Raw genomic sequence first — 22,527 nt, forward strand, 5'->3', positions numbered from 1 at the left:
TTGCGCACCCGCTTCTCTGCTTGAGCGCGGTTCCACCATTTCTATTTTCGCACCCGCTTCGCTGCTTGAGCGATTTTTCCATATCTCACGGCGCGCAGCGCCTCCGATGGGGCGGACTTCGTCCGGGCCGCCGTCGCGGCCTTGTTCCGGGGTCGATCGTTGATCGAACACCTCCAGCATTCTTGCTTGCGCTACCGCTTCGCTGCTTGAGGCGCTCTCTGGCCTACCGCTTCGCTGCTTGAGGCACTCTCTGGCCTACCGCTTCGCTGCTTGAGGCACTCTCTGGCCTATCGCTTCGCTATATGAGGCCGGTTCCGGCTAGAGGGCGCTCCCCTCACCTCCCCATCAAGGCGCCGGTAACCAGCAAGTGCCGCAAGCCGCGATGATTTGCGCGCGGACCCGCTGCTGTAAATGCGCCCCCAGCGCTGAAGCGGCGAAGTGCCGGTCGTCAAGCTGGGCGCAGGGGACGATTCCGCGAACCGCATTCGTCAAAAAGAGAGCCGATGCCTTGGCGAGCAGGTCTGCGGTGATAAGATCCTCCCGCACCTCCCGCCCCTCCGCCGCCGCCATCGCCATCAGCCGGGCCCGCATGGTGCCAGCAAGAGCCCCGGTCGAGAGCGGCGGGGTGATAAGCGTTTCGTCAATCAGGACAAAGATATTCGCGATGGTCGCACAGGCAACGCTCGTGCCCTGCCAGTCAAGCAGGAGAGCCTCGTTCCGCCCCGCGGTCTCCGCCTCATCCGTTGCGAGAATGGCCCCCAAATATTGCGCACATTTGAGATGGGGGCTGAGGGTCTCAGGATGGGGTCGCCGCCGCTTTGTCGTGACGGCTGTTCGCGGCTGCCTCAACGCTTCGGCACCGGGAGCCGCGCCGACCAGCACCGCGACAAGTGGTTGATCGAGCCCGCGGGACGATAATCCGCGCACCCCCGTGCCGCGCGACACGGTGAGCCGAAGAACGCCCCCCGACGTCAGATCATTATGCTGCAAGGCGGCTGCGAGGCTTCGCTCCGCCCGCGCCAAAACGAGGGACGGGGCCACCCCCATGACCTTCAGCCCGCGAGTCAACCGATCCAAATGATCGTCAAGACCGAATGGGACGCCCCCGTGAACCGCAATCGTTTCGAAAAGACCGTCACCGTAAAGGAAGCTCCGATCACGGAGCGGCAATACCCGCGCATCCCCCTTAACGGGCGCGCCGTCGATGATATCCACAAGTTCCATTATATATTTTCCGGCACGGCGTTCCCCATAGGAACCAATCCCCCTTCCTCCGCAAGACGATAGGCGGTCGGGTCCCCGCTTTCGGCCAGGGCCAACCCGGCAAAGGAGGCAGCGGCCTTCAGCTTCATCTCGCGATACTCCGCCATCGGGTCGGAGAGGGTCGTGATCGCCCCCCCTGCGCCAATCCTTGCATACCGTCCGCGCTGGCAGATCGCGCGGATGACGATCGACATTTCCGCCGCCCCGGTATGGCTGATCCAACCGAGCGCCCCGGAATAGAGGCCGCGCGGCTCTCCTTCAATCTGTTCAAGGAGAGTCATCGAGCGGATCTTGGGGGCACCCGTCATCGAGCCACCGGGAAAGCACGCCGAGATAACGTCGAGCGCGTCAAGACCGTCCTGCCGTTGCCCAACGATAGTCGACACCAATTGATGGACAGTTTGATAGCTCTCGATCCCTGCGAACACCGGTACGGTGACAGTCCCCGGCACGGCCACCCCGCCAATATCATGCCGCAGCAGATCGACGATCATCAGATTCTCAGCGCGATCCTTGACACTTGCGCCGAGGGCCGATTTCAACTGTGCATCCGCCGCCACCGTCGCCCCCCGGGGACGCGTGCCCTTGATCGGTTTGGCCTCGATGGCGCCGTCCACGGAGAGCTTCAAGAACCGCTCTGGCGATGCCGAGGTGAGCGCGATCTCCGGATGCCCAATATAGGCCGCAAAGGGGGCGGGGTTCACCGACCTCAGGGCGCGATAAACCTCCCAGGGCGGAGCGGACATTTCCGCGATGAAAGAGGTCGTCAAACAAAGCTCATAGCTGTCGCCGTGACGGATCTTTTCCTGACACCACTTCACCTTCTCCCGATAGGTGCGGGCATCCTCCCGCGGGGTGATGATGAGGGGCCTCGCCCCCCCCTCTCCGTGAGACGGATCTGTGGGGCGTTGCCGGAGCTGCGCCAGCAGGCGCGCCTTCATTCTGCCCCCCCATTCGCGCCGCTGCGGTGCGTCGTCCTCGTCGCCGATGGAGACCACGAAAACCTCTCCGGCCTGGTCATCCACCACCAGGAAGGAGGACACGGCGAGGAAGAGCGCTTCGAGGGGTGCGGGCGCGAACGTCACCGGCAAGCCAAGGGCGCGGCGCGCTTCATAGCCGATCACCCCAATGACCCCACCGAGGAATTCTGTGGGCAGGGCCCCCTCGTGCCTGACCTCACGGTCAAGATGGCGGCGAAGGGCCTCGGGCCAGGGATCGGCGCCCCCGCCTCCTGTGATCCACTTATTTCCAGGTGCGTCTGGAAACGCCAGGATCGACACCTGACGCCCTTCATAGGGGCGCGCCGCTTCGAGGAGGATCCCTTGCGGAGGGCCAGGTGCCGTCAGCGCTTGGAAGATATCGGCGACGCTCCCCGTGATCGGCACCGTCTCCATCAGGGCGGCGGCGGGCCTATCGTCCCTTTGCGCATGGCCACCCCGCTTGCGTTCCCCCTCCGAAGGAACCGTTGCCCCAGGTCGGTGGCAGGCAGGCGGACATGCCTCCCCCTCACCCTTCGCACATTCGCCAAGAAACGCTGTCGCGAGATCGCGCCCGCCGTCAGTGCCGATTGACTCAGGATGAAACTGCACCCCCCATCGTCGACGGACCGGATCGCTCGCCGCCATGATATATCCGTCCTCGCTCCGCGCGTCTGGCACAAATCCGCGGTGGCCGGGAGGTCGGTGATCCCCCAGGAATGGTATCGCGTCGCCGAAAAGGGGCTGACCAGATTGGCGAACCCTCCCCGCTTTTCATGGTGGATTGGCGTCACCTGGCCGTGGATCGGGGTGGGCATTTGAACCAACCTCCCCCCCGCCGCCAAGGCCAGCACCTGAAACCCGAGACAGACCCCGAATATCGGTCGATCAGCCCGCGCGATGAGGTCCGGCATGATACCAATATCGTCGGGCCGTCGTGGGTCCCCAGGCCCAGCGGACAGGAGGATCCCATGCCAATATGGCGATTGGAGAGAGGCCAGGCTGCGCCGCTCATTCCGAAAGACCACCACCTCATCCGCCCCGCAGAGACGAAACAGATGCACGAGATTATTGGTGAAGGAATCGTCGTTATCGACGAGGGCCAACCGCATAGGCGCACTTCCAGAACGAGCTGCCGGATTAGCGCTGATTTGCAAACCAGCACAGATTGAGATGATGCAATAATGCCGCACTTTCGCGGGAGCGTCACGAAAATGACATTTCGTGTTGCGGATTTCCCCGAACGCCGGTTTGTTCGCCACGATTTGTTGCTGGCGCTGACGAAAATAACAGGATGTGCTCAATTCGTCGGGTGTTTTCGCCCCCGCTGCTCGCGGGATTGTGCATCGCGGCGGAGCGTGGCACTGTATGGTTAAGAGCGGGTAATATTCGCGCAGAAGGAACAGTGAATGTCATTGGGTCGTCTTGTCTCTCGTTATAGCGTGGCTTTGGTGCTGCCTGCTTTGACACTGTCCAGTGTGGCGGTCGCACAGGATGCGACGCCGGACACATCAGCGGCGCTCGATACCCAATTCATCTTGAACAGCTTTCTTTTCCTTTTCGGCGGCGTCCTCGTGATGTTCATGGCCGCCGGTTTTTGTATGTTGGAGGTCGGCCTCGTTCGGACCAAAAACGCTGCGGAAATTTGCCTGAAGAATATGGTTCTCTACGCGTTGGCCGGCATCGCGTATTACGTCATCGGCTACAATCTCATGTATAACGGTGTTGAGAGCTTTGTCGGCTCCCTCGGCATATGGTCGCCGTCCGAGCTGGCCAGTGACGAGACCATTTCCATTGATACCGGCTATGCGGCGACATCCGATTGGTTTTTCCAGATGGTGTTTGTGGCGACCGCAGCTTCTGTCGTGTCCGGTGCGGTTGCCGAGCGGGTAAAGGTCTTCCCATTTTTGATCTTTGTCCTTGTCCTGACAGCAATTATTTATCCCATTCAAGGGGCGTGGAGCTGGGGCGGCGGCTTCCTCAGCCAGAGTGGATTTTCCGACTTCGCCGGCTCGACGATCGTTCACTCCGTCGGCGGATGGGCGGCCCTGACCGGGGTGATCATTCTCGGCCCGCGGGCGGGTAAGTTCGTCAATGGGCGTATCAATGCGATCCCCGGCAGCTCCCTCCCCCTCGCGACCCTCGGGACATTTATTCTTTGGCTTGGATGGTTTGGCTTCAATGGCGCCAGCCAATTGGCGATGGGCACGGTCACGGATGTCGTGGCGATTAGCCAAATCTTCGCCAATACGAATATGGCCGCCGCCGGCGGCGTGACGGCCGCATTGATCACGACAAAGCTCGTCTACAAAAAAGTGGATCTGACTTTCGTCCTCAATGGGGCTCTAGCTGGTCTTGTGTCGATTACCGCCGAGCCGCTGACCCCCAATATTGGTGAGGCCATTTTGATTGGGGCCACCGGGGCGGTGATTGTGACCTTCGCGGTCCCAATGCTCGACAAGTTCCGTCTGGACGATGTCGTGGGGGCCATTCCCGTACACCTCGTCGCCGGTATTTTCGGAACGCTCGTCGTTCCGCTCACAAATAGTGACGCACAATTTCATACCCAATTGCTGGGGGTTGCTGCTGTGGCGGCGTGGGTCATTCCAACGTCGGCTATCGTTTGGGGTGTCCTGAAAGTCACACTCGGGATCAGATTGTCGCCTGAGCATGAAAGTTTGGGTGGGGATCTTTCCGAACTGGGCTTGGAAGCTTATCCGGAATTCGGGCGGGGATCGATTGGTCCGCTCGAGTCGGCCGAAGGAGCAGCGGTTCGCATGGCGAAATCCTCCTCCAAGGCATGAATTCACGTATTCTCTCAGTGCCGAGGCGGGCGGCACTCGGGGGTAATGTTAACCACCGTCAACAGATAGCGGAAAATACCATGAAGAACTCGACTCTCCTTCTTGCCGCCAGTTCGGCACTTGTCTCCTCCCTGGCCGTCGCCAGTGCCCAAGATTCATCTTGGGATGTGTCCGGCAACGTCGCATTTACGTCTGACTACCGCTTCCGCGGTGTGTCTCTGTCGGACAACAGCTTCGCTGTCCAAGGTGGCTTTGACGCGGCGCATGCCAGCGGATTTTACGCCGGGACCTGGGCGTCCAGCCTCGACGGTGACAGCGGCGTGCCCACCGAACTCGACCTCTATGCTGGCTATGGGTGGACGACCGCCGACGGCGTGAGCTTCGATATCGGCCTCCTTGGCTATTTCTACCCCGACGCGGCACCGGACGACTTTGACTATTACGAGCCCTATGCCTCTGTCGGCACCACGATCGGCGGCGCCGATCTTGGCCTTGGCGTTGCCTATGCCCCTGAGCAAAATGCCCTCGACGACGACAATATCTACTTCTATTCGAGCGCCGATTTTGCCCTGTCGCCCGCCGTTGGGTTGAGCCTTGGCCTCGGCTACGAAGACGGCCCCTTCGGTGACGAAAAGCTGGACTATAGCGTCGGCGTTGGCACCTCCGCCAGCGGCTTGGACGTTTCGGTCGCCTTTATCGGCTTTACTCAAGAAGACGATGACGGCTTCGAAGGCAGCGACGAAACCGTCGTCCTGACCGTTGGGAAATCCCTCTAAGCGCAAAAAAGCGCGACACATTTCGCCAAATTAAGGGCGAAACATCGACATAACCGCCTCCACAGGCTAGGGGAAATTCCCTTTTGCCTGTGGAGGTTTTCTTTTGTCCGATATGCTTCGTTTTATCGACACGCCGCGCCAGACGCCCGAGAAGCGGGCCGCCGAATTGCGTCGAGAAGATTTCGAAGAAGTCTATAGCGGCTTCAAGGAACGCCAGGCGGAGGCGCAGGCGAGCCGCTGCAGCCAATGCGGCGTTCCCTTTTGTTCTTCGGGCTGCCCGCTTGGCAATCATATCCCTGACTGGCTCCGTCTCGCTGCGGAGGATCAGCTCGAAGAAGCCTGGCGCCTGTCGGAAAGTACCTCCAACATGCCAGAGATCTGTGGGCGAATTTGTCCCCAGGACCGGCTATGCGAAGGATCGTGCGTGATCGAACAATCCGGTCACGGTACGGTAACCATTGGCGCGGTGGAGCAATATATTACGGACAATGCCTGGTCGAAGGGGTGGATCAAACCCATTGCCCCCGCCAGGGAACGGCCGCAGTCCATTGGCATCATCGGCGCCGGTCCCGCTGGCTTGTCCGCGGCGGACGAGCTGCGGTCCCTTGGCTATCGCATTACGGTCTATGACCGTTACGATCGCGCAGGCGGTCTGATGACCTATGGCATTCCCGGTTTCAAACTTGAGAAATCCGTGGTGATGCGGCGGGTGAAGCGGCTGGCGGACTCGGGCGTCACCTTCGTGCAAAATGCCGATATCGGCGGCGGCGTGCCTTTTTCGGATCTGCGGGAGAAGCACGATGCGATCCTCATCGCCACAGGCGTTTATAAAGCAAGAGAGCTTTCGGTCCCTGGGGTCGGCGCCAATGGGGTCGTGAGAGCCCTTGATTATCTCACGGCCTCGAACCGCAAGGGCTTCGGCGACGAGGTTCCCGGATTTGACGAAGGGCATATGAATGCGCACGGCAAGCGTGTGGTCGTGGTCGGGGGCGGCGATACGGCGATGGACTGTGTCCGCACGGCAATCCGCCAAGATGCCGCGAGCGTTACCTGCCTTTATCGACGGGATCGGGAAAATATGCCCGGCTCTGCCCGGGAAGTTGTGAACGCAGAAGAGGAAGGCATCTCCTTCCGGTGGCTGTCCAATCCCAAATTGCTGCTTGGCGATGCCAATAAGCTCGACGGCATCCGCGTGGCGCGTATGCGCCTTGGTCCACCGGATGCCTCTGGCCGTCAATCGCCTGAGGAGATCCCTGGCGAGGATGCGGACCTTGCCGCCGATATGGTGATCAAGGCCCTCGGCTTTTCCCCCGAAGATCTTCCCACAGCGTTTGATGAGCCCGATCTCGCCCTTACCCGCTACGGCACGTTGAAGGTTGACCCCTCTTCCTATGAAACCTCGCTGCCGGGTGTTTTCGCCGCAGGCGATATCGTCCGCGGCGCAAGTTTGGTAGTATGGGCCATCCATGACGCCCGCAGAGCGGCGGCGTCGATCCACCAATATTTTAAGGGTCAAACGGTCGGGGCCATTCCCGAGACGGTCGGTGAACAGCAAACCGATTACGACCCCAGAACTTACGAACCGGTAGCGCCATGACCCAACAACCTCCCTTTGGCTTTTATGATCCGAGAGACGAGCACGATGCCTGCGGTGTCGGCCTTGTGGCGGCAATCGACGGCACCCCTCGGCGAGAGGTCGTCACCCGAGCCGTGGCCGCCCTTAAAGCGGTGTGGCACCGCGGCGCCGTCGCGTCGGACGGAAAGACCGGCGATGGCGCGGGACTGCGTATCGATGTCGCCCAGAATTTCTTCCGCGAACAGGTGGAGCGATCCGGCCATTCCGCAAAGGATCTCGATGTCTGTGTCGGGATGATTTTCCTGCCCCGGACCGATTTTGCCGCTCAGGATCGGGCCCGCGCGATCGTCGAAACCCACATTCTCAATTTCGGGTTCCGCCTATTTGGTTGGCGGCAGGCCCCTGTCGAACCGGGGGTTATCGGCGCAAAGGCGAATGCTGCCCGTCCTGAAATCGAGCAAATCTTGTTCTTCGACCCCAAAGGACGGGACGCGGATGAACTGGAGCGAACCCTCTATATTGTCCGCCGCCGTATCGAAAAACAGGCACTGACCGAACGGCTTCCTGACTTCTACGTATGCTCTTTGAGCCCTAGGGACATCATCTATAAGGGAATGTTCCTCGCCGGGGATATCGACAGCTTTTACCTCGACCTGCAGGACGACCGTTTCGTTTCCAGCTTCGCGATCTTCCACCAGCGTTATTCGACCAATACCTTTCCGGAATGGCGACTGGCGCAGCCCTTCCGCATGCTGGCGCATAATGGCGAGATCAACACCGTCAGAGGCAATATCGCCTGGATGAAGGCCCATGAAGCGAAAATGGCGGGGGCGGCCTTCGGCGATTACGGCGAGGACATCAAACCGGTGATCCAACCGGCTTCGTCAGATTCTGCGGCCCTTGACGCGGCCTTCGAGCTTCTGGTGCGGGCGGGGCGCTCGGCCCCAATGGCCAAGGCCCTTTTGGTGCCGGAGGCCTGGTCAAAGCGCGAAAGTGTCTTGGGACCGGAGATTCGCGCCCTGTACGAATATTGTAATGCCGTGATGGAGCCCTGGGACGGTCCGGCGGCCCTTTGCGCCTTTGATGGCCGGTGGGCGATCGCCGGTCTCGACCGCAATGGCCTGCGCCCTCTTCGATATGCCCGGACGACTGACGGATTGCTCGCTGTGGGGTCGGAATCCGGCATGTGTCCCCTCGATGGGAAAGAAGTGATCGAGCGGGGCGCCGTGCCCGCCGGTGGGATGATCTGTGCGGACCTGAAAGAAGGGAAATTCTACGGCATTCAGGAAAGTCTCGATCGTCTTGTCGAGGCCCATCCTTATACGGATTGGCTCAAGGAAGTCACCGATCTCGACCCGCTCATCGGGCCGGGTCCGGAGGATCGCTTGTTCGACAGTGAAACCCTCAATCGGCGTCAACTCGCCGCGGGGTATTCTCAAGAAGACCTTGAATTGATCCTGAAACCAATGGTCATGGAGGCCAAGGAAGCCATCGGCTCCATGGGGGACGATACGCCCCTTGCGGTGCTATCTTCACAATATCGGCCCCTCTCTCATTTCTTCCGGCAACGGTTCAGTCAGGTGACGAACCCTCCGATCGACCCCTTGCGGGAAGGTCGAGTGATGTCACTCAAGACACGCTTCAAGAACTTGGGGAATATCCTGGCCCAGGATGAAACCCAGTCGGATGTCTATGTCCTCGAAGGACCGATCCTGACCAATGGCATGTACGACCGTCTTTGCGAACGGCTTGATCCGGTTGTCATCGACTGTACCTATACTGAGGCCAAGGGCGACGGACGCGCTCTCAGTGCTTGTGTCGACCGTATACGGAAAGAAGCCTGCGATGCGGTGCGGAGCGGGGCGAGCCATATCGTTCTATCCGATGAAAATCAGGGGCCGTCACGTCTTCCCCTGCCGATGATTCTCGCCGCGGGTGGTGTTCATCGTCGCCTGATTGACGAAGGGTTGCGGTCCGATTGTTCGTTCACCGTGCGGTCCAGCGAGGCAATCGACAGTCACTATGCCGCCGTATTGATTGGGGTCGGGGCCACCTGCGTCAGCCCCTATCTTGCCTTTGAGACGATCGCGGATCGGCTGGAGGCCGGGAAGTATCGAAATGTGACGCTGTCCGAAGCGGTGCTTGCCTACAAAACGGCGATCGAGAATGGCCTGTTGAAGATCCTCTCCAAGATGGGTGTGTCGGTGCTTTCCGCCTATCGGGGGGGGTGCAACTTCGAGACCCTGGGCCTCTCTCGTCCGCTGATTGCCGAGTTCTTTCCGGATGCCTCATCCCGCATTTCGGGAATGGGCTTTGTGGGGCTTGAGCAGTCAATGATGCGCCTTCATGACAGTGCGTGGCCCCGTGAAGATGAAGGCTCGGTCAAACGACTGCCTGTGGGGAGTTTCTACCGCGTCAGGACCGGCGGCGAAGCCCATGCGTATGAAGCATCGTCGATCAAGGATCTGCAAATCGCAGTCCGAGAAAATGATCAGGATGCTTATCGTCGCTTTTCGACCCATCTTCAGAAGCAATCGCCGATCCAACTTCGTGATCTTCTCGATTTCACGAAGAGCGGAAAGCCTATCCCTCTCGAAAGTGTGGAAAGCGTCAATTCAATCCGTCAACGGTTTGTCACGCCGGGCATGAGCCTTGGGGCCCTGTCGCCCGAAGCCCACGGTGTCTTGAATGTCGCGATGAACCGTATCGGCGCGAAATCCGTTTCCGGTGAGGGGGGGGAAGACCCCAAGCGCTACACCCCAATGCCGAATGGCGACAATATGAACTCCGCGGTCAAGCAAGTGGCCTCGGGTCGCTTTGGGGTGACGGCTGAATATCTCAACCAGTGCCGTGAAATTGAGATCAAGGTGGCGCAAGGGGCCAAACCCGGTGAGGGGGGACAGCTCCCTGGGTTCAAGGTCAACGCCTATATCGCCAGCCTGCGGCATTCGACCGAAGGCGTGACCCTGATTTCGCCGCCGCCGCACCATGACATCTATTCGATCGAAGATCTCGCCCAGCTGATCTACGATCTCAAGCAAATCGCCCCCAAGGCACGGGTCTGCGTGAAGCTTGTGTCGTCGGCCGGGGTTGGCACGATCGCGGCGGGGGTCGCCAAGGCCAAGGCCGATGCCATTTTGATTTCCGGCAATGTGGGGGGCACGGGGGCCAGCCCGCAAACCTCCATCAAATTTGCCGGGTCGCCTTGGGAATTGGGTCTGGCAGAAGCCAATCAAATCCTGACCCTGAACGATCTGCGGGAGGATGTGACCCTAAGGACCGATGGGGGTCTGCGGACGGGGCGCGATATCGTCATCGCCGCCATGCTCGGCGCCGAGGAGTATGGGATCGGCACCCTATCCCTCGTGGCCATGGGCTGCCTGATGGTGCGCCAGTGTCATTCCAATACTTGTCCCGTGGGGGTTTGCACCCAGGATGAGGCGCTACGGAAAAAGTTCGTCGGAACCGCGGATCAGGTGGTCAATTTGATGACCTTTATCGCCGATGAAGTGCGGGAGATCCTCGCCTCCCTCGGAGTGGCCTGCCTTGACGATATTATCGGGCGCACGGATCTTTTGGCGCAAGTGGGGCGGGGCTCTCCCCTCCTCGACGACCTTGACCTTAACCCGCTTCTGGTGCGGGCCACCGGCGGGGTGCCGCCGCGGTCCGATCGGACGAAACGGAACGAAGTGGCTCCAACGCTTGACGAGAACATCGTCAAAGATGCCGGCGCCGTGTGGGAACGGCGCGAGAAAATGCAGCTCACCTATACCGTCCGAAATACTCACCGGGCCGTCGGCACACGGACGAGCCATCATATCGTCAAGCATTTTGGGGAATTGCCCGATGGGCACCTTACCGTCCGGCTGCGGGGCTCGGCGGGGCAATCCCTCGGTGCCTTCGGGGCAAAGGGTCTCCGGATTGAGGTTGAAGGGGACTCCAACGACTATGTCGGCAAGGGTCTTTCGGGGGCACATATCGTTGTTCGTGGCTTTAAGGATGAACCCTCCGGCTCGGTGTTGATCGGCAATACGTGCCTATACGGGGCAACCGATGGCCGCCTTTTCGTCGCCGGCAAAGCCGGTGAACGGTTCGCGGTGAGAAATTCCGGCGCCGTGGCTGTTGTCGAAGGCGTGGGGTCCAATGGCTGTGAATATATGACCGGCGGCACCGTCGTGATCCTCGGTGAGATCGGTGACAATTTCGCGGCGGGCATGACGGGCGGCAAAGCGTTCGTGTACGACGAACATGATCTGTTTGTTGGTCGTACTAATCCTGAGCACGTTACGTGGCGCGCCCTGGGTGACCACGAGAAAGCCTGCCGTACCCTTATCGAACAACATTTGCTCGAAACGGGTAGTCCAAAGGCGCGGGATCTCTTGTCGAATTGGGACCAGGTCATGCCGAAATTTCGGTTTGTTCTGCCAAAATCCCTAGCCGACAAGCTCGATCACCAAGAAGTGAGCGCCGTCTCGGCCTAAATGGAGAGCGTTGCCCGGTCCTCGACGAGGTTGGACCGGGCAAGGACGGGAGGAGACATCGAAAAAGATGACCGGTCAACAACATATCGTGGTCATCGGCGCCGGACAGGCAGCCGCTCAATTCATTTCCGCCTATCGGCAACGGGGGGGGGAATCGAAAATAACCCTTGTGGGTGACGAACTCGACCTGCCCTATCAGCGTCCGCCTCTTTCAAAAGCCTATCTGAAGGGCGAGTTCGACGCAGACCGCTTATCCTTTAAGCCGCAATCCTTCTACGATGATAGCATGGCGGTTTGTCTCTTGGGGGAGCCGGCAGCGTCTATCAACCGGGAACAGAAGGTCGTGACAATGACGTCTGGCAAGACGCTCCCCTATGATGTTCTCGTTCTGGCGACAGGGTCGCGGCCCCGTCCCCTTCCCTCCTTGCCGACCAGTTATGACAATGTGTTTTCTCTCAGAACACGGGCTGAATCGAACGAACTCGGTGCCGCTCTGTCAACGGCAAAGCACCTGACCGTCATCGGGGGCGGCTTTATCGGGCTTGAAGTCGCCGCCATATCCCGATCTCGTGATATCCCCGTCACCCTCTTAGAGCGAGCTGACCGTCTGTTGGCGCGGGTGACGTCTCCTCTTGTCAGTGACTTTTTCACTCGCCTCCACCGCCGTCACGGGGTCAATGTTCATTTGTCCGCCGAAATCAGTGAGGTGCGAACCGACGGAAACCGCGTGACCCACCTTGCCCTAGGGGATGGACAGGTCATCGATACCGACATCATTCTCGTCGGTATTGGCGGCATCGCCAATGACGAATTGGCCAAAGGGGCGGGAGTTAATTGCCAGGACGGTATCGTGGTCGACGATCTTGGCGCCACGAACGACCCCGCCATCTTTGCGGCCGGCGACTGCACAAGGCGGCCAGTGCCGTCGGGCGACCTTCTCCGTATCGAGAGCGTCTATAATGCCAAGGAACAGGCCGATCAAATCGCCTGTCATTTGACCGGCAGCCCCTCGCCCGTGGTCGACACGCCCTGGTTCTGGTCCGATCAATATGACGTCAAGCTTCAAACCGCCGGGCTCTTCAATGGATATGATGAGGCCCTACCAAGAGGGGAGACGGACGACGCGCCGTTTTCCGTCCTCTATTTCAAGGATGAGAGGTTGATCGCGGCGGATTGTCTGAATGACGGCCCGATGTTCATGACGGCGAAGCAAATCCTCAAAACAGGGGCGGTCATCCCCAAAGCCGACCTCATCGATCCCGCAGTGCCCTTGAAAGAGATTATGGCGAAAGCGAAGGCCGCGGGCTGACGACGAGGCTTCTGCCATATGCCTTCAAGCGGATCCGGGCCGCCCGATATTCGTCGCCATGACGCTCGGACGACGATCGAGGGCATCGCGCCAACGCCAAATATTGGTCATCTCCGCCGGCGGTCGTTGCCTCACGACCTTTGCGAAATCAACGGCAACGAGAGCGGTAATGTCCGCAAGAGAAAACCTGTCTATCGCGAGAAATTCTCTCTCCGCCAGCGTCGCGTCGAGCACGGACCAGAACGCAGCCAGCCGTTTGGCCCCGCGCTCGATAAGGGCCGGGATCTGATCAAATCCATGGGGGCCGGTAAGCGCCCGTCCCTTCATTTGAGGCGCGGCATTGCGGAGAATTTCGGCCACCGCGAGAAGCCCCTCATACTCGCATCGCGCATTCCACTGCGCGACCAACCCTTTTTCGGCGGGTGTCTCGCCCGTCAAAGATGGCTCAGGGTAGGCGGCCTCCAGATAAGCGAATATGCCGTGGTTCTCCCCCAGCACGGTGCCATCGTCGAGTATGAGAGCGGGCACAGTACAGCCTGGATTGATCGCCCGATAGGCGTCCCCCAAATGCTCCCCCGCCACCAAATCGACGATCACAGTGTCGAACGAGACACCCTTCTCAAGGAGGGCAATGCGGGCCCGTCTTGGGCTTGGGGCACCGGGGAAGTCATAGAATTTCATTGTCATCAAATCCTCCCAATGGGGCGTGTCATTGTCCAGCATGCCCCCACTACCTAGGTTAAGGACATCCTGAAGGGAGACGACAATGACGCAAGCGAGATATCTCCTTTATACCGCGCCGACCCCCAATGGATGGAAAGCGTCCGTCACCCTCGAAGAGCTGGAACTCCCCTATGATGTGCATCCCATCGATTTGATGAAGGGCGCGCAAAAGGCGCCGGACTATGTGCGGCTCAATCCGAATGGCCGCATCCCGACCCTGGTCGACAGGGAGGAAGGCGATTTCGCCATCTTCGAATCCGGCGCGATTATGATCTATCTGGCAGAAGAGACCGGGCGGCTATTGCCGACTGACAAAAAAGGCCGGAGCACAGTCCTTCAATGGCTGATGTTTCAGATGGGCGGGATCGGCCCAATGATGGGGCAGGCCAATGTCTTCGGTCGCTATTGGCCAGAGAAGATAGAGCCCGTGATCGACCGATATCGCGGCGAGAGCGCCCGTCTGTTCGGGGTGCTCGATACGCGGCTTGCTGACCATGAGTGGCTGGCTGGCGACTATTCTATCGCCGATATTGCGAATTGGTGTTGGGTGCGGACCTATGCCTGGTCCGGGGTCGATATCGACCCATTCCCCCATCTTATAAGGTGGAAAAACGCGATCGAAGGGCGCCCAGCGGCCAGGGCCGGGGTTGTCGTGCCCGGTTCGCTTAAACTTTCCACGCAGGAAGACGCGGACGCCTTTTCAAAGGGCGCCCGGTCCATGGTCGAGACGGGCAAGAAATAGCGGTCCGTCGATACCGCCTAGTCCCGCCGCGAGAAGCTGCGCAGCCTGGCGGCCGCAGGGAACAAAATCACCACCAGCGCAATCTCGATGACCAGCGGCGCAAAAACCATCACCCCGCCTTCGCCGGCCAGAAGCCCGACCAGCCGACTGAAAATCATCAATCCTTCGATCATGATGATCGCCACCAAAAAGCGGGATTCTTCGAGGAAGAAGCCGAAAACAACCATCAGCGCCATGGCGAGATAATGCCCGCCGATAATCGCGCGAATAGCGTTCATCCCGCTCTCTTGGGTGACGGAGAGACCCAGAATGCCGGCGACCCAATCCGGGGCCACCAAGGCATTCGCCCCGATCAAAAAGAACCCTACCGCCGCCAAAAGAACGACACGATCCAACAAAACGCCCATATTTCAAGCTCCCTGAGGCATATTGAGACATTCCGTGTCTTGTTGGCCTAGGTCAGTCGGTCAATAAAGGCTGCCAGCTAATAATAAGGGAGGCTGGGCATGGAATTTGACTATGTCATCGTCGGGGGCGGATCGGCCGGAGCTGTTTTGGCGGCTCGGCTGAGTGAAAATGGCCAAAATTCCGTCTGTCTTTTGGAGGCTGGGGGCAAAGGAGACAGTATTTTCGTTCGGCTGCCAGCGGCCATTGCCCTTGGGGTCAGGGGGACGTTGAACAACTGGAATTATGAGACCGTTCCCCAAAAAGGATTGAATGGGCGGACGCCCTTCCAACCTCGCGGCAAGGCCCTTGGCGGATCGAGTGCGATCAACGCCATGATCTATATGCGCGGCCACCACAAAGACTATGACGAATGGGCGTCGCTCGGTGCCACTGGCTGGTCATTTGACGACGTGCTGCCCTATTTCAAGAAATCCGAAAGCCACGAACTGGGTGAGACCGACCTTCATGGGGGGGAGGGACCGCTTCAGGTCTGTACCCAGAAACATGCCCAACCCATCAGCCTCCGATTTATCGAAGCGGCCAATCAATGTCAGATCCGCACGAACAATGATTTCAACGGCGAAATCCAAGAAGGGGCCGGCCTGTTCCATCTGACCCGTCACTTCGAGGGCAAGCATAAAGGGGAGCGATGCTCTAGCGCCGCGGCCTATTTGCGATCAATCAAGGCACGGTCTAATCTGGAAATTCTGACAAACGCCCCTGCCTCCAAAATCCTCTTCGATGATCATAAGGCGACGGGGGTCAAATTCCGTCATGGCGATACGGAGAAAACGGTTAAGGCCAGGCGTGAGGTCATCCTATCCTCCGGCGCCTTCGGCTCCCCGCAATTATTGATGCTGTCGGGTATTGGCGATCCGAACAAGCTCTCGCCGATGGGCATTCCTGTACTGGCCGAAGCCCCCGAGGTGGGGACGAATTTGCAGGATCATTTGGATATCATCCTTCCGGCCAAGTCTTCTTCAGCCTACACCCCATTTTTGCCATTGCCTGGACCGATTTCAACCATCAGGGCACTGGTCGACTGGATCAAGCGGCGGGATGGCTTGTTCGCGACGCCGGGAACGGAGGCCGGAGCGTTCTTTTTCTCCAAACCCGAACTCGACCGACCGGACTTTCAGCTTCATTTCGGGTTGATGCGGGTCGAGGATCACGTCCGTAAACTGCATTTCGGTCACACCTATTGTACCCATATGTGCCTGCTGCGACCGAAATCCCGCGGTGAGGTCACCTTGTCGAGCCCGGATGCCATGGCCCCGCCCCTGATCGATCCGCGCTATCTGGATCACGAAGACGATCTTGCCGACATGATCGCCGGTGCCAAGAAAACCCGTGCCATCATGCAGGCCCCCGCGTTGAAAGAGGCGCAGAAAGAGGAAATCGACACCCATGAGGGCATGACGGATTCCGATTGGGCCGCGTATATCAGAGCGAAAGCCGACACGATCTATCACCCCGTCGGCACCTGTCGCATGGGAAGTGACGAGGGGGCGGTGGTCGATCCGCAATTGCGGGTGCGCGGCGTTGACAACCTCCGCGTTGTCGACGCGTCGATTATGCCCCGGCTGATCGGCGGCAACACCAATGCGCCCACCATGATGATCGGCGAAAAGGCTGCCGATATGATCCTCGGACGCGCATCTGCGTAAGATCGTCTGCCCTCTGGTCGACCCTGTTCCCGTTTTTGGTAGAGTATGCCAAGAACGAAAGTGCAGAAAGTATTTTCGTCGCCGGGCTCTCGCGTTGCACGCGGGCAGCCCGGGGATGGGTCGGCAGGAGCGGCACCATGGACAACGCCCCTACGCAAGGTGATCGGGCGAATTTGAGCGCGCGCCCTGCCGGGTCGCTCGCCGATCGCGCCCAGCGTCTAGGGCTCGACCTCTCCCCTGAGGCCTTAAGCGGGATCGCGACCGTCGAAGCCGGGCTCGCCGACCATATGGAGCGCCTAAACGCCGAGGTCGCTCACATCCCTCCCCTTGCGCAGCACGGCCCGGCCATCGGCGCCATAGTGGACGCCGTCAAAGGGCGGCAGCAAACGCCCCGCGACATCGCCCTGTCGGCCTTGGCCGTGGCGCGTGAGGCCAATCGAGATTTATCCTGCTTCACCCGCTTCTTCGAGGCACGCGCCCTGGCCGACGCCGCTCGGGTCGAAGCGCGCCTGGCCCGCGGCGAGGATCCAGGCCCCCTGGCGGGCGTCCCCTATGCCGTGAAAGATCTGTTCGGCGTTGCCGGGGAACCGACAACAGCAGGGGCCCAATCCCGGGAAACAGCTCCCCCTGAAGCGGATGATTGCGAAGCGATCAGACGATTGGGCGATGCCGGCGCCATCCTCATCGGGTCAACCATGATGGATGAATACGCCTACGGCTTTGTCACGGTGAACAGCCATTATGGCACGACCAAAAACCCGCACGCACTCGATCGCCTGGCCGGGGGCTCATCGGGCGGCTCCGCCGCGGCCGTAGCGGCCGGCCTCGTGCCCTTTGCCCTTGGGTCTGACACCAATGGCTCCGTCCGTGTCCCCGCCAGTCTCTGCGGCGTGTTCGGTCTGCGACCAAGCCATGGCGATATTCCCACTGAAGGGGTTTTCCCCTTTGTCCCCAGTCTCGATACGGTCGGGGCCTTTGCCCGCTCTGCGGCGGATCTGGCCCTTGTTCATGCGGTCCTTCGCGATCGCGCCTTTGTGGGGAGCGAACGGGCCTTACGGATTGGCTGGCTCGACGGCTATTTCACCGCCCCCCTCGATCCTTCCCTCCGGGCCCGTCTTGATACGGCCATCACGTCCATTGGCGAGAGCCCCCCGATCACCCTCCCCGAAGCGGGGCGCGCGCGATCGGCGGCATTTCTTCTCACCGCGGCGGATGGGGGACGAGGACATCTCGGCAGGCTTCGTCAGCATCGCGATCAATATGACCCAAGTACGCGGGATCGGCTCCTCGCGGGGGCGCTGTTGCCAGACGATCGCCGCGCCGATGCCCGCCGCGCGGCAAGAGCCTTTGCCGTGGCGCTCGACGAGGCCTTCGACAAGGTCGACCTCCTCGTCACCCTCACGACCCCGTCAGAAGCGCCGGCAATATCGGACCCAAGATTTTCCCTCGGCGGAGAATGGGTGGACGCGCGGCGGGAACTTGGTCTTTTTACGCAACCCTTTGGGCTATCGGGCGTCCCCGCCATGAGCCTGCCCCTTCCCTCCCCGCCCGGGACCCTCCCGATCGGGTTGCAGCTTATCGGCCCCCGCGGTCGCGATGACCTGGTGATCGAAGCCGCGCTACGCCTTGCCCAGGCAGGGACGGTCGCCCCCTCCACTCCTCCCTATTACAGGACATCGCTGCCATGCTGACGACGCCAAGTAGCCAAAGGGGCATGGTGACCTCCCCCCACCATCTGGCGAGCCAAGCTGGATTGGATGTCCTGCGGGAGGGCGGCACAGCCATAGAGGCGGCCATCGCCACCGGCGCCTGCCTAGCGGTCGTCTATCCGCATATGAACGCTCTTGGTGGTGACAGTTTTTGGCTGATTGTGCCTCCCTCCGGTGCCCCAAGGGCGGTGATGGGGGTGGGCAAGGCCGCTGCGGATGCCGGGCTATATCGCGGTCGAGGTCTGTCCACCATTCCCACCCGTGGCGGCCTTGCGGCCAACACCAGTGCCGGTCTGGTCGAGGCCTGGCGGGTCGCGCGAGAGCAGGATCCCGGCGAGGGCACCCTCCCCCTCAAGCGTCTTTTCGACGACGCGATTTTCCATGCCGAGAACGGCGTCCCTGTGACCGCCGGCCACGCCGCCCTGGCACAGGGAAAGGACAAAGAACTGACCGGAGACCCCGGTTATGATGCCATCTATCGCCCCGGCGGCAAATTCCTCGTCGAAGGGGAGAGGCTGTCGCAGGGGGCGCTGGCCCAAACGCTAAGGGGCCTTGCCGCGCGAGGACTTCGCGACTTTTACGAAGGCGACATTGCCCGCGCCCTCACCGACGACCTGGAGAAAGCAGGCAGCCCCGTCACGGCGGCGCATCTCGCCCGGCAGGAGGCCAGGGTGGTGCCCCCTCTCAAATGCTGTCTTCAGAACCAGATCGAGGTGCTGAATACCCCGCCCCCCACCCAGGGACTGGTCTCTCTCCTCATCCTGGCCCTGTTCGACAGAATTGCCCCCGATCCCACCGAAGGCGTTGATTTTGTCCATCGTGCCGTCGAAAGTTTCAAAGCCGCCCGCCGGATCGCCGCAAAGGCGCGTCTCGGCGACCCGTCATTGATGACGTCGGACGCCCAGTCGCTTCTCGATGACCACGCCCATCTCAACGACGTGGCCCAGGCGATCGACCTTGGCCGCGCCAGCCCCTGGCCCGACCCTGGCAGCGACGGCGGCACGGTGTGGTTCGGCGCCGTCGATCGCGACGGCACAATGGTCAGTGTGATCCAATCGATTTATCACGAATATGGATCGGGGGTCGTGTTGCCGGAAACCGGCGTCACCTGGCAAAATCGCGGGGCGAGTTTCGGCCTCAAGGAGAGCGACCCCAATCCCATCGCCGAAGGACGGGAACCCTTCCACACCCTCAATCCCGCCGCCGCCTTACTGCCCGATGGTCAGCGGATGATCTACGGCACGATGGGCGGGGAAGGGCAGCCGCAAACCCAGTCCGCCATTTTCATCCGTCGTCTGCTCTTTGGCCAGCCTCTCCAGGCGGCCATCACGGCCCCCCGCTGGTTACTGGGCCGGACCTGGGGAGCGGCGACCAACAGCCTTAAGATCGAAGACCGAATGCCGGAGGATGTCGTAGAGGCGTTGCGCGCGGCCGGTCACGATGTCGAACTCTTCCCTTCCTTCGACAGTGCGATGGGCCATGCGGGAGCGATTCTTCGGCACACTCACGGGCGACTGGAAGGCGCAACCGACCCCCGCAGCGATGGGAGCGTCGCGGCATGGTGACAGCACACCCCGCTCCTTCTTCGGCACAGCGGGCCATCGCCCGGTGTCGGGCCCTTGAGCGCGCGCCCTATAGTGAAGAGGATCAGGGGCTCTTTCGGCCCTATCTTTCCCCGGCCCACGCTACGAGCCTTGGGGCCGTGGCGTCCTTCATGCAGGAGGCGGGGATGACGCCCCGTTTGGACGCCATGGGCAATCTGATCGGTCGATATGAGGGGGCAGGTCGGGAAGACCGGGTCCTGATGATCGGCTCCCACATCGATTCGGTTCGCGCCGCCGGGGTGTTCGACGGTCCCCTCGGCGTGATGATCGGGATCGAAGCCGTCCACCAGATGCACGACGCGAATCATCAGTGCCCCTTCCCCATCGAGATCGTGGCGTTCGGCGATGAGGAGGGCTCCCGCTTTCATACCTCCATGCTGTGCAGCCGCGCGGTGGCAGGCGATCTGGCCGATGTCGATCTCGACAAGATCAAGGACGCAGACGGCGTGACTGTGCGCACCGCCCGCACGCTGTTCCGTCCTCCCCTTCCCTTTGATCCGAAGGCGCCGCCCGACAGCGCCGAACGGCAAGATCTCCTGGCCTTCGTCGAAGTCCATATCGAGCAAGGCCCCGCCCTTGAGGCGGCGGGTCTGGCGCTGGGCAGTGTCTCCGGCATTGCCGCCCAAAGACGGCTGCGCGTCCATGTGGGGGGAAAGGCCGGCCATGCCGGCACCGTGCCGATGTCCCTTCGCACCGATGCCCTCACGGCGGCGGCCGAAATAGTGTTGGCCGTCGAGGATCTGGCGGCGATCCAGGCAGAACGCGCCCAGTGTCACTGTGTGGCGACGGTCGGACGGCTGGAGATCCGACCGGGGGCCAGTAATGTGATCCCGGGGGCAGCGGAACTGACGATCGACATCCGTGCGGAAACCACAGAGCTCCGAGATGACCTCACCGCCCGGATCGCAGCGGCGATCGAGCGGATCGCCGACAGACGACAGGTCAGCGCCAGCCACGAGACGGTCCAGGATCTGCCGGGAACCGCCTGTGACCCTGATTTGACCGAGAGGCTGTCCGCCGCCATCGTCTCGGTGACAGGGCAAGACTTACAGCTCTCCAGCGGGGCCGGCCATGATGCAATGGTCATGGCCAGGGCGTGCCCGATTGCCATGATGTTCGTCAGGTGCCGGGGAGGGATCAGTCATCACCCTGATGAATATGTTGAGGAGGCAGATGTCGCCGCAGCGATTACCGCGCTCGGCCAGCTTCTCTCCGATTTGGAGCATCGCCATGCCGCTTAACAGTCGCGATCTCGACCCCCCCCAAAGGCTGCTCATGGGGCCTGGGCCCGCTAATGCCCACCCCCGCGTGCTGCGGGCGATGGCGGCGGACCTGCTCGGCCAGTTCGACCCCGAATTCACCGCCTATATGGAGGAGGTGATGGCCCTTTATCGGCCGATCTTCGGGACGACGAACCGCTGGACGTTTCTGATCGACGGGACGGCCCGCGCCGCCATCGAAGCCTCTCTCGTCTCGCTGACGCGGCCGGGTGACCGAGTCCTGGTCATCAATTTCGGACGCTTCGGTCTCCTCCTCGAAGAAATCCTCACCCGTATCGGGGCCAAGATCTCAAGGCTCGATATTCCGTGGGGGGAGGTTGCCGCGCACGACCAAATCGCCGCCGCCATCGATGAGGCTGCCCCTCAGGTCGTCGCCACGGTCCATGGCGATACCTCCACCACCACCGCCCAACCGCTGGCAGGGCTTGGCGCTCTTTGCCGGGCGGCCGGGGCCTATTCCTATGTCGATGCCACGGCAACCTTGGGCGGCATGCCGTTCTACACGGATGAATGGGAGCTTGATGTCGTCACCTGCGGCCTGCAAAAATGCCTGGGGGGGCCGGCGGGCTCCGCCCCGATCACCATCTCGGACCGCGCCGCCGAGGCGATCTTCGCGCGCCGTCATATCGAGAAGGGCCTGTCCCAGGGCGAAGCGGGGGGACCGGCCCCCCGAATTCAGTCCAACTATTTCGACCTCGCCATGATCATGGATTACTGGTCCGAAAAGCGGCTGAACCACCACACCGAAGCGACCAGCATGCTCTATGCGGCGCGGGAATGTGCCCGTCTCGCCCTTGAAGAAGGGCTGGAGGCGCGCTGGGCCCGTCACCACCGCGCCGGTAAGGCAATGGTCGCGGGACTTCGGGCCATGGGCCTCACCGTCTACGGCCAGGATGCCTATCGTATGGCGAATGTCACCGGGGTCTTTATCCCCGAACACGTCGACGGTGAAGCAGTTCGTCGCCGTATGCGGACGGAATTTGAAATCGAAATCGGCGGCGCCTTTGGGCCGCTGACCGGAAAGATCTGGCGCATCGGCGCCATGGGCGTGAATGCTCGGACCCACAAGGTCCTGATCACCCTTGGCGCCCTTGAAGCCGTCCTTAGGGCCGAAGGCTTGGCCGTGCCGGCGGGCGCCGCCGTGGATGCCGCAAGGAGCACCTTTTGAC

General features: G+C 61.0%; 16 protein-coding genes. 11 read left to right on the top strand and 5 right to left on the bottom strand.

Features of this window, described 5'->3' with window-relative positions; all coding sequences use genetic code 11:
- Positions 1 to 345: 345 nt before the first annotated feature.
- From PB2503_RS10885 to PB2503_RS10895, 3 genes are read right to left on the bottom strand one after another with little or no spacing between them, the layout of a single operon-like run.
- Positions 346 to 1,224 carry an aminotransferase class IV gene (locus PB2503_RS10885; protein ID WP_013301308.1) on the bottom strand — a complete coding sequence of 293 codons (879 nt, stop codon included), beginning with the start codon at positions 1,222 to 1,224 and terminating at the stop codon, positions 346 to 348.
- Positions 1,224 to 2,648 carry an anthranilate synthase component I family protein gene (locus PB2503_RS10890; RefSeq protein WP_158305847.1) on the bottom strand — a complete coding sequence of 475 codons (1,425 nt, stop codon included), beginning with the start codon at positions 2,646 to 2,648 and terminating at the stop codon, positions 1,224 to 1,226. Before PB2503_RS10890 ends, PB2503_RS10885 begins: the two co-directional genes overlap by 1 nt.
- An 8-nt stretch (positions 2,649 to 2,656) precedes the next feature.
- Positions 2,657 to 3,352 carry an anthranilate synthase component II gene (locus PB2503_RS10895; protein ID WP_013301310.1) on the bottom strand — a complete coding sequence of 232 codons (696 nt, stop codon included), beginning with the start codon at positions 3,350 to 3,352 and terminating at the stop codon, positions 2,657 to 2,659.
- Positions 3,353 to 3,649: 297 nt separating this feature from the next.
- Between PB2503_RS10895 and PB2503_RS10900 the strand changes: the two genes are divergently transcribed.
- From PB2503_RS10900 to PB2503_RS10920, 5 genes are all read left to right on the top strand, one after another.
- Positions 3,650 to 5,044, top strand: coding sequence for an ammonium transporter family protein (locus PB2503_RS10900; protein WP_013301311.1), 1,395 nt, complete (start codon positions 3,650 to 3,652; stop codon positions 5,042 to 5,044).
- A gap of 80 nt (positions 5,045 to 5,124) precedes the next feature.
- The gene (locus PB2503_RS10905) at positions 5,125 to 5,820 is read left to right on the top strand and encodes a TorF family putative porin (protein WP_013301312.1); all 696 of its coding nucleotides are present in this window, start codon (positions 5,125 to 5,127) and stop codon (positions 5,818 to 5,820) included.
- A gap of 112 nt (positions 5,821 to 5,932) precedes the next feature.
- On the top strand, positions 5,933 to 7,417 hold the full coding sequence (locus PB2503_RS10910; RefSeq protein WP_013301313.1) for an NAD(P)-dependent oxidoreductase: 1,485 nt from the start codon (positions 5,933 to 5,935) through the stop codon (positions 7,415 to 7,417).
- Positions 7,414 to 11,877 (top strand): glutamate synthase large subunit, encoded by a 4,464-nt coding sequence (gene gltB, locus PB2503_RS10915; protein ID WP_013301314.1) that lies wholly within the window; start codon positions 7,414 to 7,416, stop codon positions 11,875 to 11,877. The genes PB2503_RS10910 and gltB overlap by 4 nt, the downstream gene beginning before the upstream one ends.
- Before the next feature lie 67 nt (positions 11,878 to 11,944).
- A complete protein-coding gene (locus PB2503_RS10920; protein WP_013301315.1) occupies positions 11,945 to 13,186 on the top strand; it encodes an NAD(P)/FAD-dependent oxidoreductase in 1,242 nt (413 codons plus the stop codon).
- 24 nt (positions 13,187 to 13,210) lie between these two features.
- On the opposite strand, the gene PB2503_RS10925 is transcribed toward PB2503_RS10920, so the two are convergent.
- Positions 13,211 to 13,873 (bottom strand): glutathione S-transferase family protein, encoded by a 663-nt coding sequence (locus tag PB2503_RS10925; protein ID WP_049782053.1) that lies wholly within the window; start codon positions 13,871 to 13,873, stop codon positions 13,211 to 13,213.
- A gap of 79 nt (positions 13,874 to 13,952) precedes the next feature.
- On the opposite strand from PB2503_RS10925, the gene PB2503_RS10930 reads away from it, so the two are divergent.
- Positions 13,953 to 14,651 (top strand): glutathione S-transferase family protein, encoded by a 699-nt coding sequence (locus tag PB2503_RS10930; protein ID WP_013301317.1) that lies wholly within the window; start codon positions 13,953 to 13,955, stop codon positions 14,649 to 14,651.
- A gap of 17 nt (positions 14,652 to 14,668) precedes the next feature.
- Here PB2503_RS10930 and PB2503_RS10935 read toward each other — a convergent pair whose 3' ends face one another.
- Positions 14,669 to 15,058 carry a hypothetical protein gene (locus PB2503_RS10935; RefSeq protein WP_013301318.1) on the bottom strand — a complete coding sequence of 130 codons (390 nt, stop codon included), beginning with the start codon at positions 15,056 to 15,058 and terminating at the stop codon, positions 14,669 to 14,671.
- 99 nt (positions 15,059 to 15,157) lie between these two features.
- On the opposite strand from PB2503_RS10935, the gene PB2503_RS10940 reads away from it, so the two are divergent.
- The 5 genes from PB2503_RS10940 to PB2503_RS10960 all read left to right on the top strand — a co-directional run bounded on the left by PB2503_RS10940 (position 15,158) and on the right by PB2503_RS10960 (position 22,526).
- A complete protein-coding gene (locus PB2503_RS10940) occupies positions 15,158 to 16,765 on the top strand; it encodes a GMC family oxidoreductase (protein WP_013301319.1) in 1,608 nt (535 codons plus the stop codon).
- Positions 16,766 to 16,902: 137 nt separating this feature from the next.
- Positions 16,903 to 18,456 carry an AtzE family amidohydrolase gene (locus PB2503_RS10945; RefSeq protein WP_013301320.1) on the top strand — a complete coding sequence of 518 codons (1,554 nt, stop codon included), beginning with the start codon at positions 16,903 to 16,905 and terminating at the stop codon, positions 18,454 to 18,456.
- A complete protein-coding gene (locus PB2503_RS10950) occupies positions 18,450 to 20,039 on the top strand; it encodes a gamma-glutamyltransferase family protein (protein ID WP_041534990.1) in 1,590 nt (529 codons plus the stop codon). The genes PB2503_RS10945 and PB2503_RS10950 overlap by 7 nt, the downstream gene beginning before the upstream one ends.
- The gene (locus tag PB2503_RS10955) at positions 20,033 to 21,319 is read left to right on the top strand and encodes an allantoate amidohydrolase (RefSeq protein WP_013301322.1); all 1,287 of its coding nucleotides are present in this window, start codon (positions 20,033 to 20,035) and stop codon (positions 21,317 to 21,319) included. The genes PB2503_RS10950 and PB2503_RS10955 overlap by 7 nt, the downstream gene beginning before the upstream one ends.
- A complete protein-coding gene (locus PB2503_RS10960) occupies positions 21,309 to 22,526 on the top strand; it encodes a pyridoxal-phosphate-dependent aminotransferase family protein (protein ID WP_041534991.1) in 1,218 nt (405 codons plus the stop codon). The genes PB2503_RS10955 and PB2503_RS10960 overlap by 11 nt, the downstream gene beginning before the upstream one ends.
- Position 22,527 lies beyond the last annotated feature (1 nt).

It is taken from the genome of Parvularcula bermudensis HTCC2503 (genome assembly GCF_000152825.2).
In the GTDB taxonomy this organism is placed as follows: Bacteria; Pseudomonadota; Alphaproteobacteria; order Caulobacterales; family Parvularculaceae; genus Parvularcula; species Parvularcula bermudensis.

Excerpts from the sequence above, each read along its gene's own strand:
- PB2503_RS10885 (WP_013301308.1), bottom strand. The coding sequence starts at position 1,224 with ATGGAACTTGTGGATATCATCGACGGCGCGCCCGTTAAGGGGGATGCG.
- PB2503_RS10895 (WP_013301310.1), bottom strand. The coding sequence starts at position 3,352 with ATGCGGTTGGCCCTCGTCGATAACGACGATTCCTTCACCAATAATCTC.
- PB2503_RS10900 (WP_013301311.1), top strand. The coding sequence starts at position 3,650 with ATGTCATTGGGTCGTCTTGTCTCTCGTTATAGCGTGGCTTTGGTGCTG.
- PB2503_RS10905 (WP_013301312.1), top strand. The coding sequence starts at position 5,125 with ATGAAGAACTCGACTCTCCTTCTTGCCGCCAGTTCGGCACTTGTCTCC.
- PB2503_RS10910 (WP_013301313.1), top strand. The coding sequence starts at position 5,933 with ATGCTTCGTTTTATCGACACGCCGCGCCAGACGCCCGAGAAGCGGGCC.
- gltB (WP_013301314.1), top strand. The coding sequence starts at position 7,414 with ATGACCCAACAACCTCCCTTTGGCTTTTATGATCCGAGAGACGAGCAC.
- PB2503_RS10920 (WP_013301315.1), top strand. The coding sequence starts at position 11,945 with ATGACCGGTCAACAACATATCGTGGTCATCGGCGCCGGACAGGCAGCC.
- PB2503_RS10925 (WP_049782053.1), bottom strand. The coding sequence starts at position 13,873 with ATGACAATGAAATTCTATGACTTCCCCGGTGCCCCAAGCCCAAGACGG.
- PB2503_RS10930 (WP_013301317.1), top strand. The coding sequence starts at position 13,953 with ATGACGCAAGCGAGATATCTCCTTTATACCGCGCCGACCCCCAATGGA.
- PB2503_RS10935 (WP_013301318.1), bottom strand. The coding sequence starts at position 15,058 with ATGGGCGTTTTGTTGGATCGTGTCGTTCTTTTGGCGGCGGTAGGGTTC.
- PB2503_RS10940 (WP_013301319.1), top strand. The coding sequence starts at position 15,158 with ATGGAATTTGACTATGTCATCGTCGGGGGCGGATCGGCCGGAGCTGTT.
- PB2503_RS10945 (WP_013301320.1), top strand. The coding sequence starts at position 16,903 with ATGGACAACGCCCCTACGCAAGGTGATCGGGCGAATTTGAGCGCGCGC.
- PB2503_RS10950 (WP_041534990.1), top strand. The coding sequence starts at position 18,450 with ATGCTGACGACGCCAAGTAGCCAAAGGGGCATGGTGACCTCCCCCCAC.
- PB2503_RS10955 (WP_013301322.1), top strand. The coding sequence starts at position 20,033 with ATGGTGACAGCACACCCCGCTCCTTCTTCGGCACAGCGGGCCATCGCC.
- PB2503_RS10960 (WP_041534991.1), top strand. The coding sequence starts at position 21,309 with ATGCCGCTTAACAGTCGCGATCTCGACCCCCCCCAAAGGCTGCTCATG.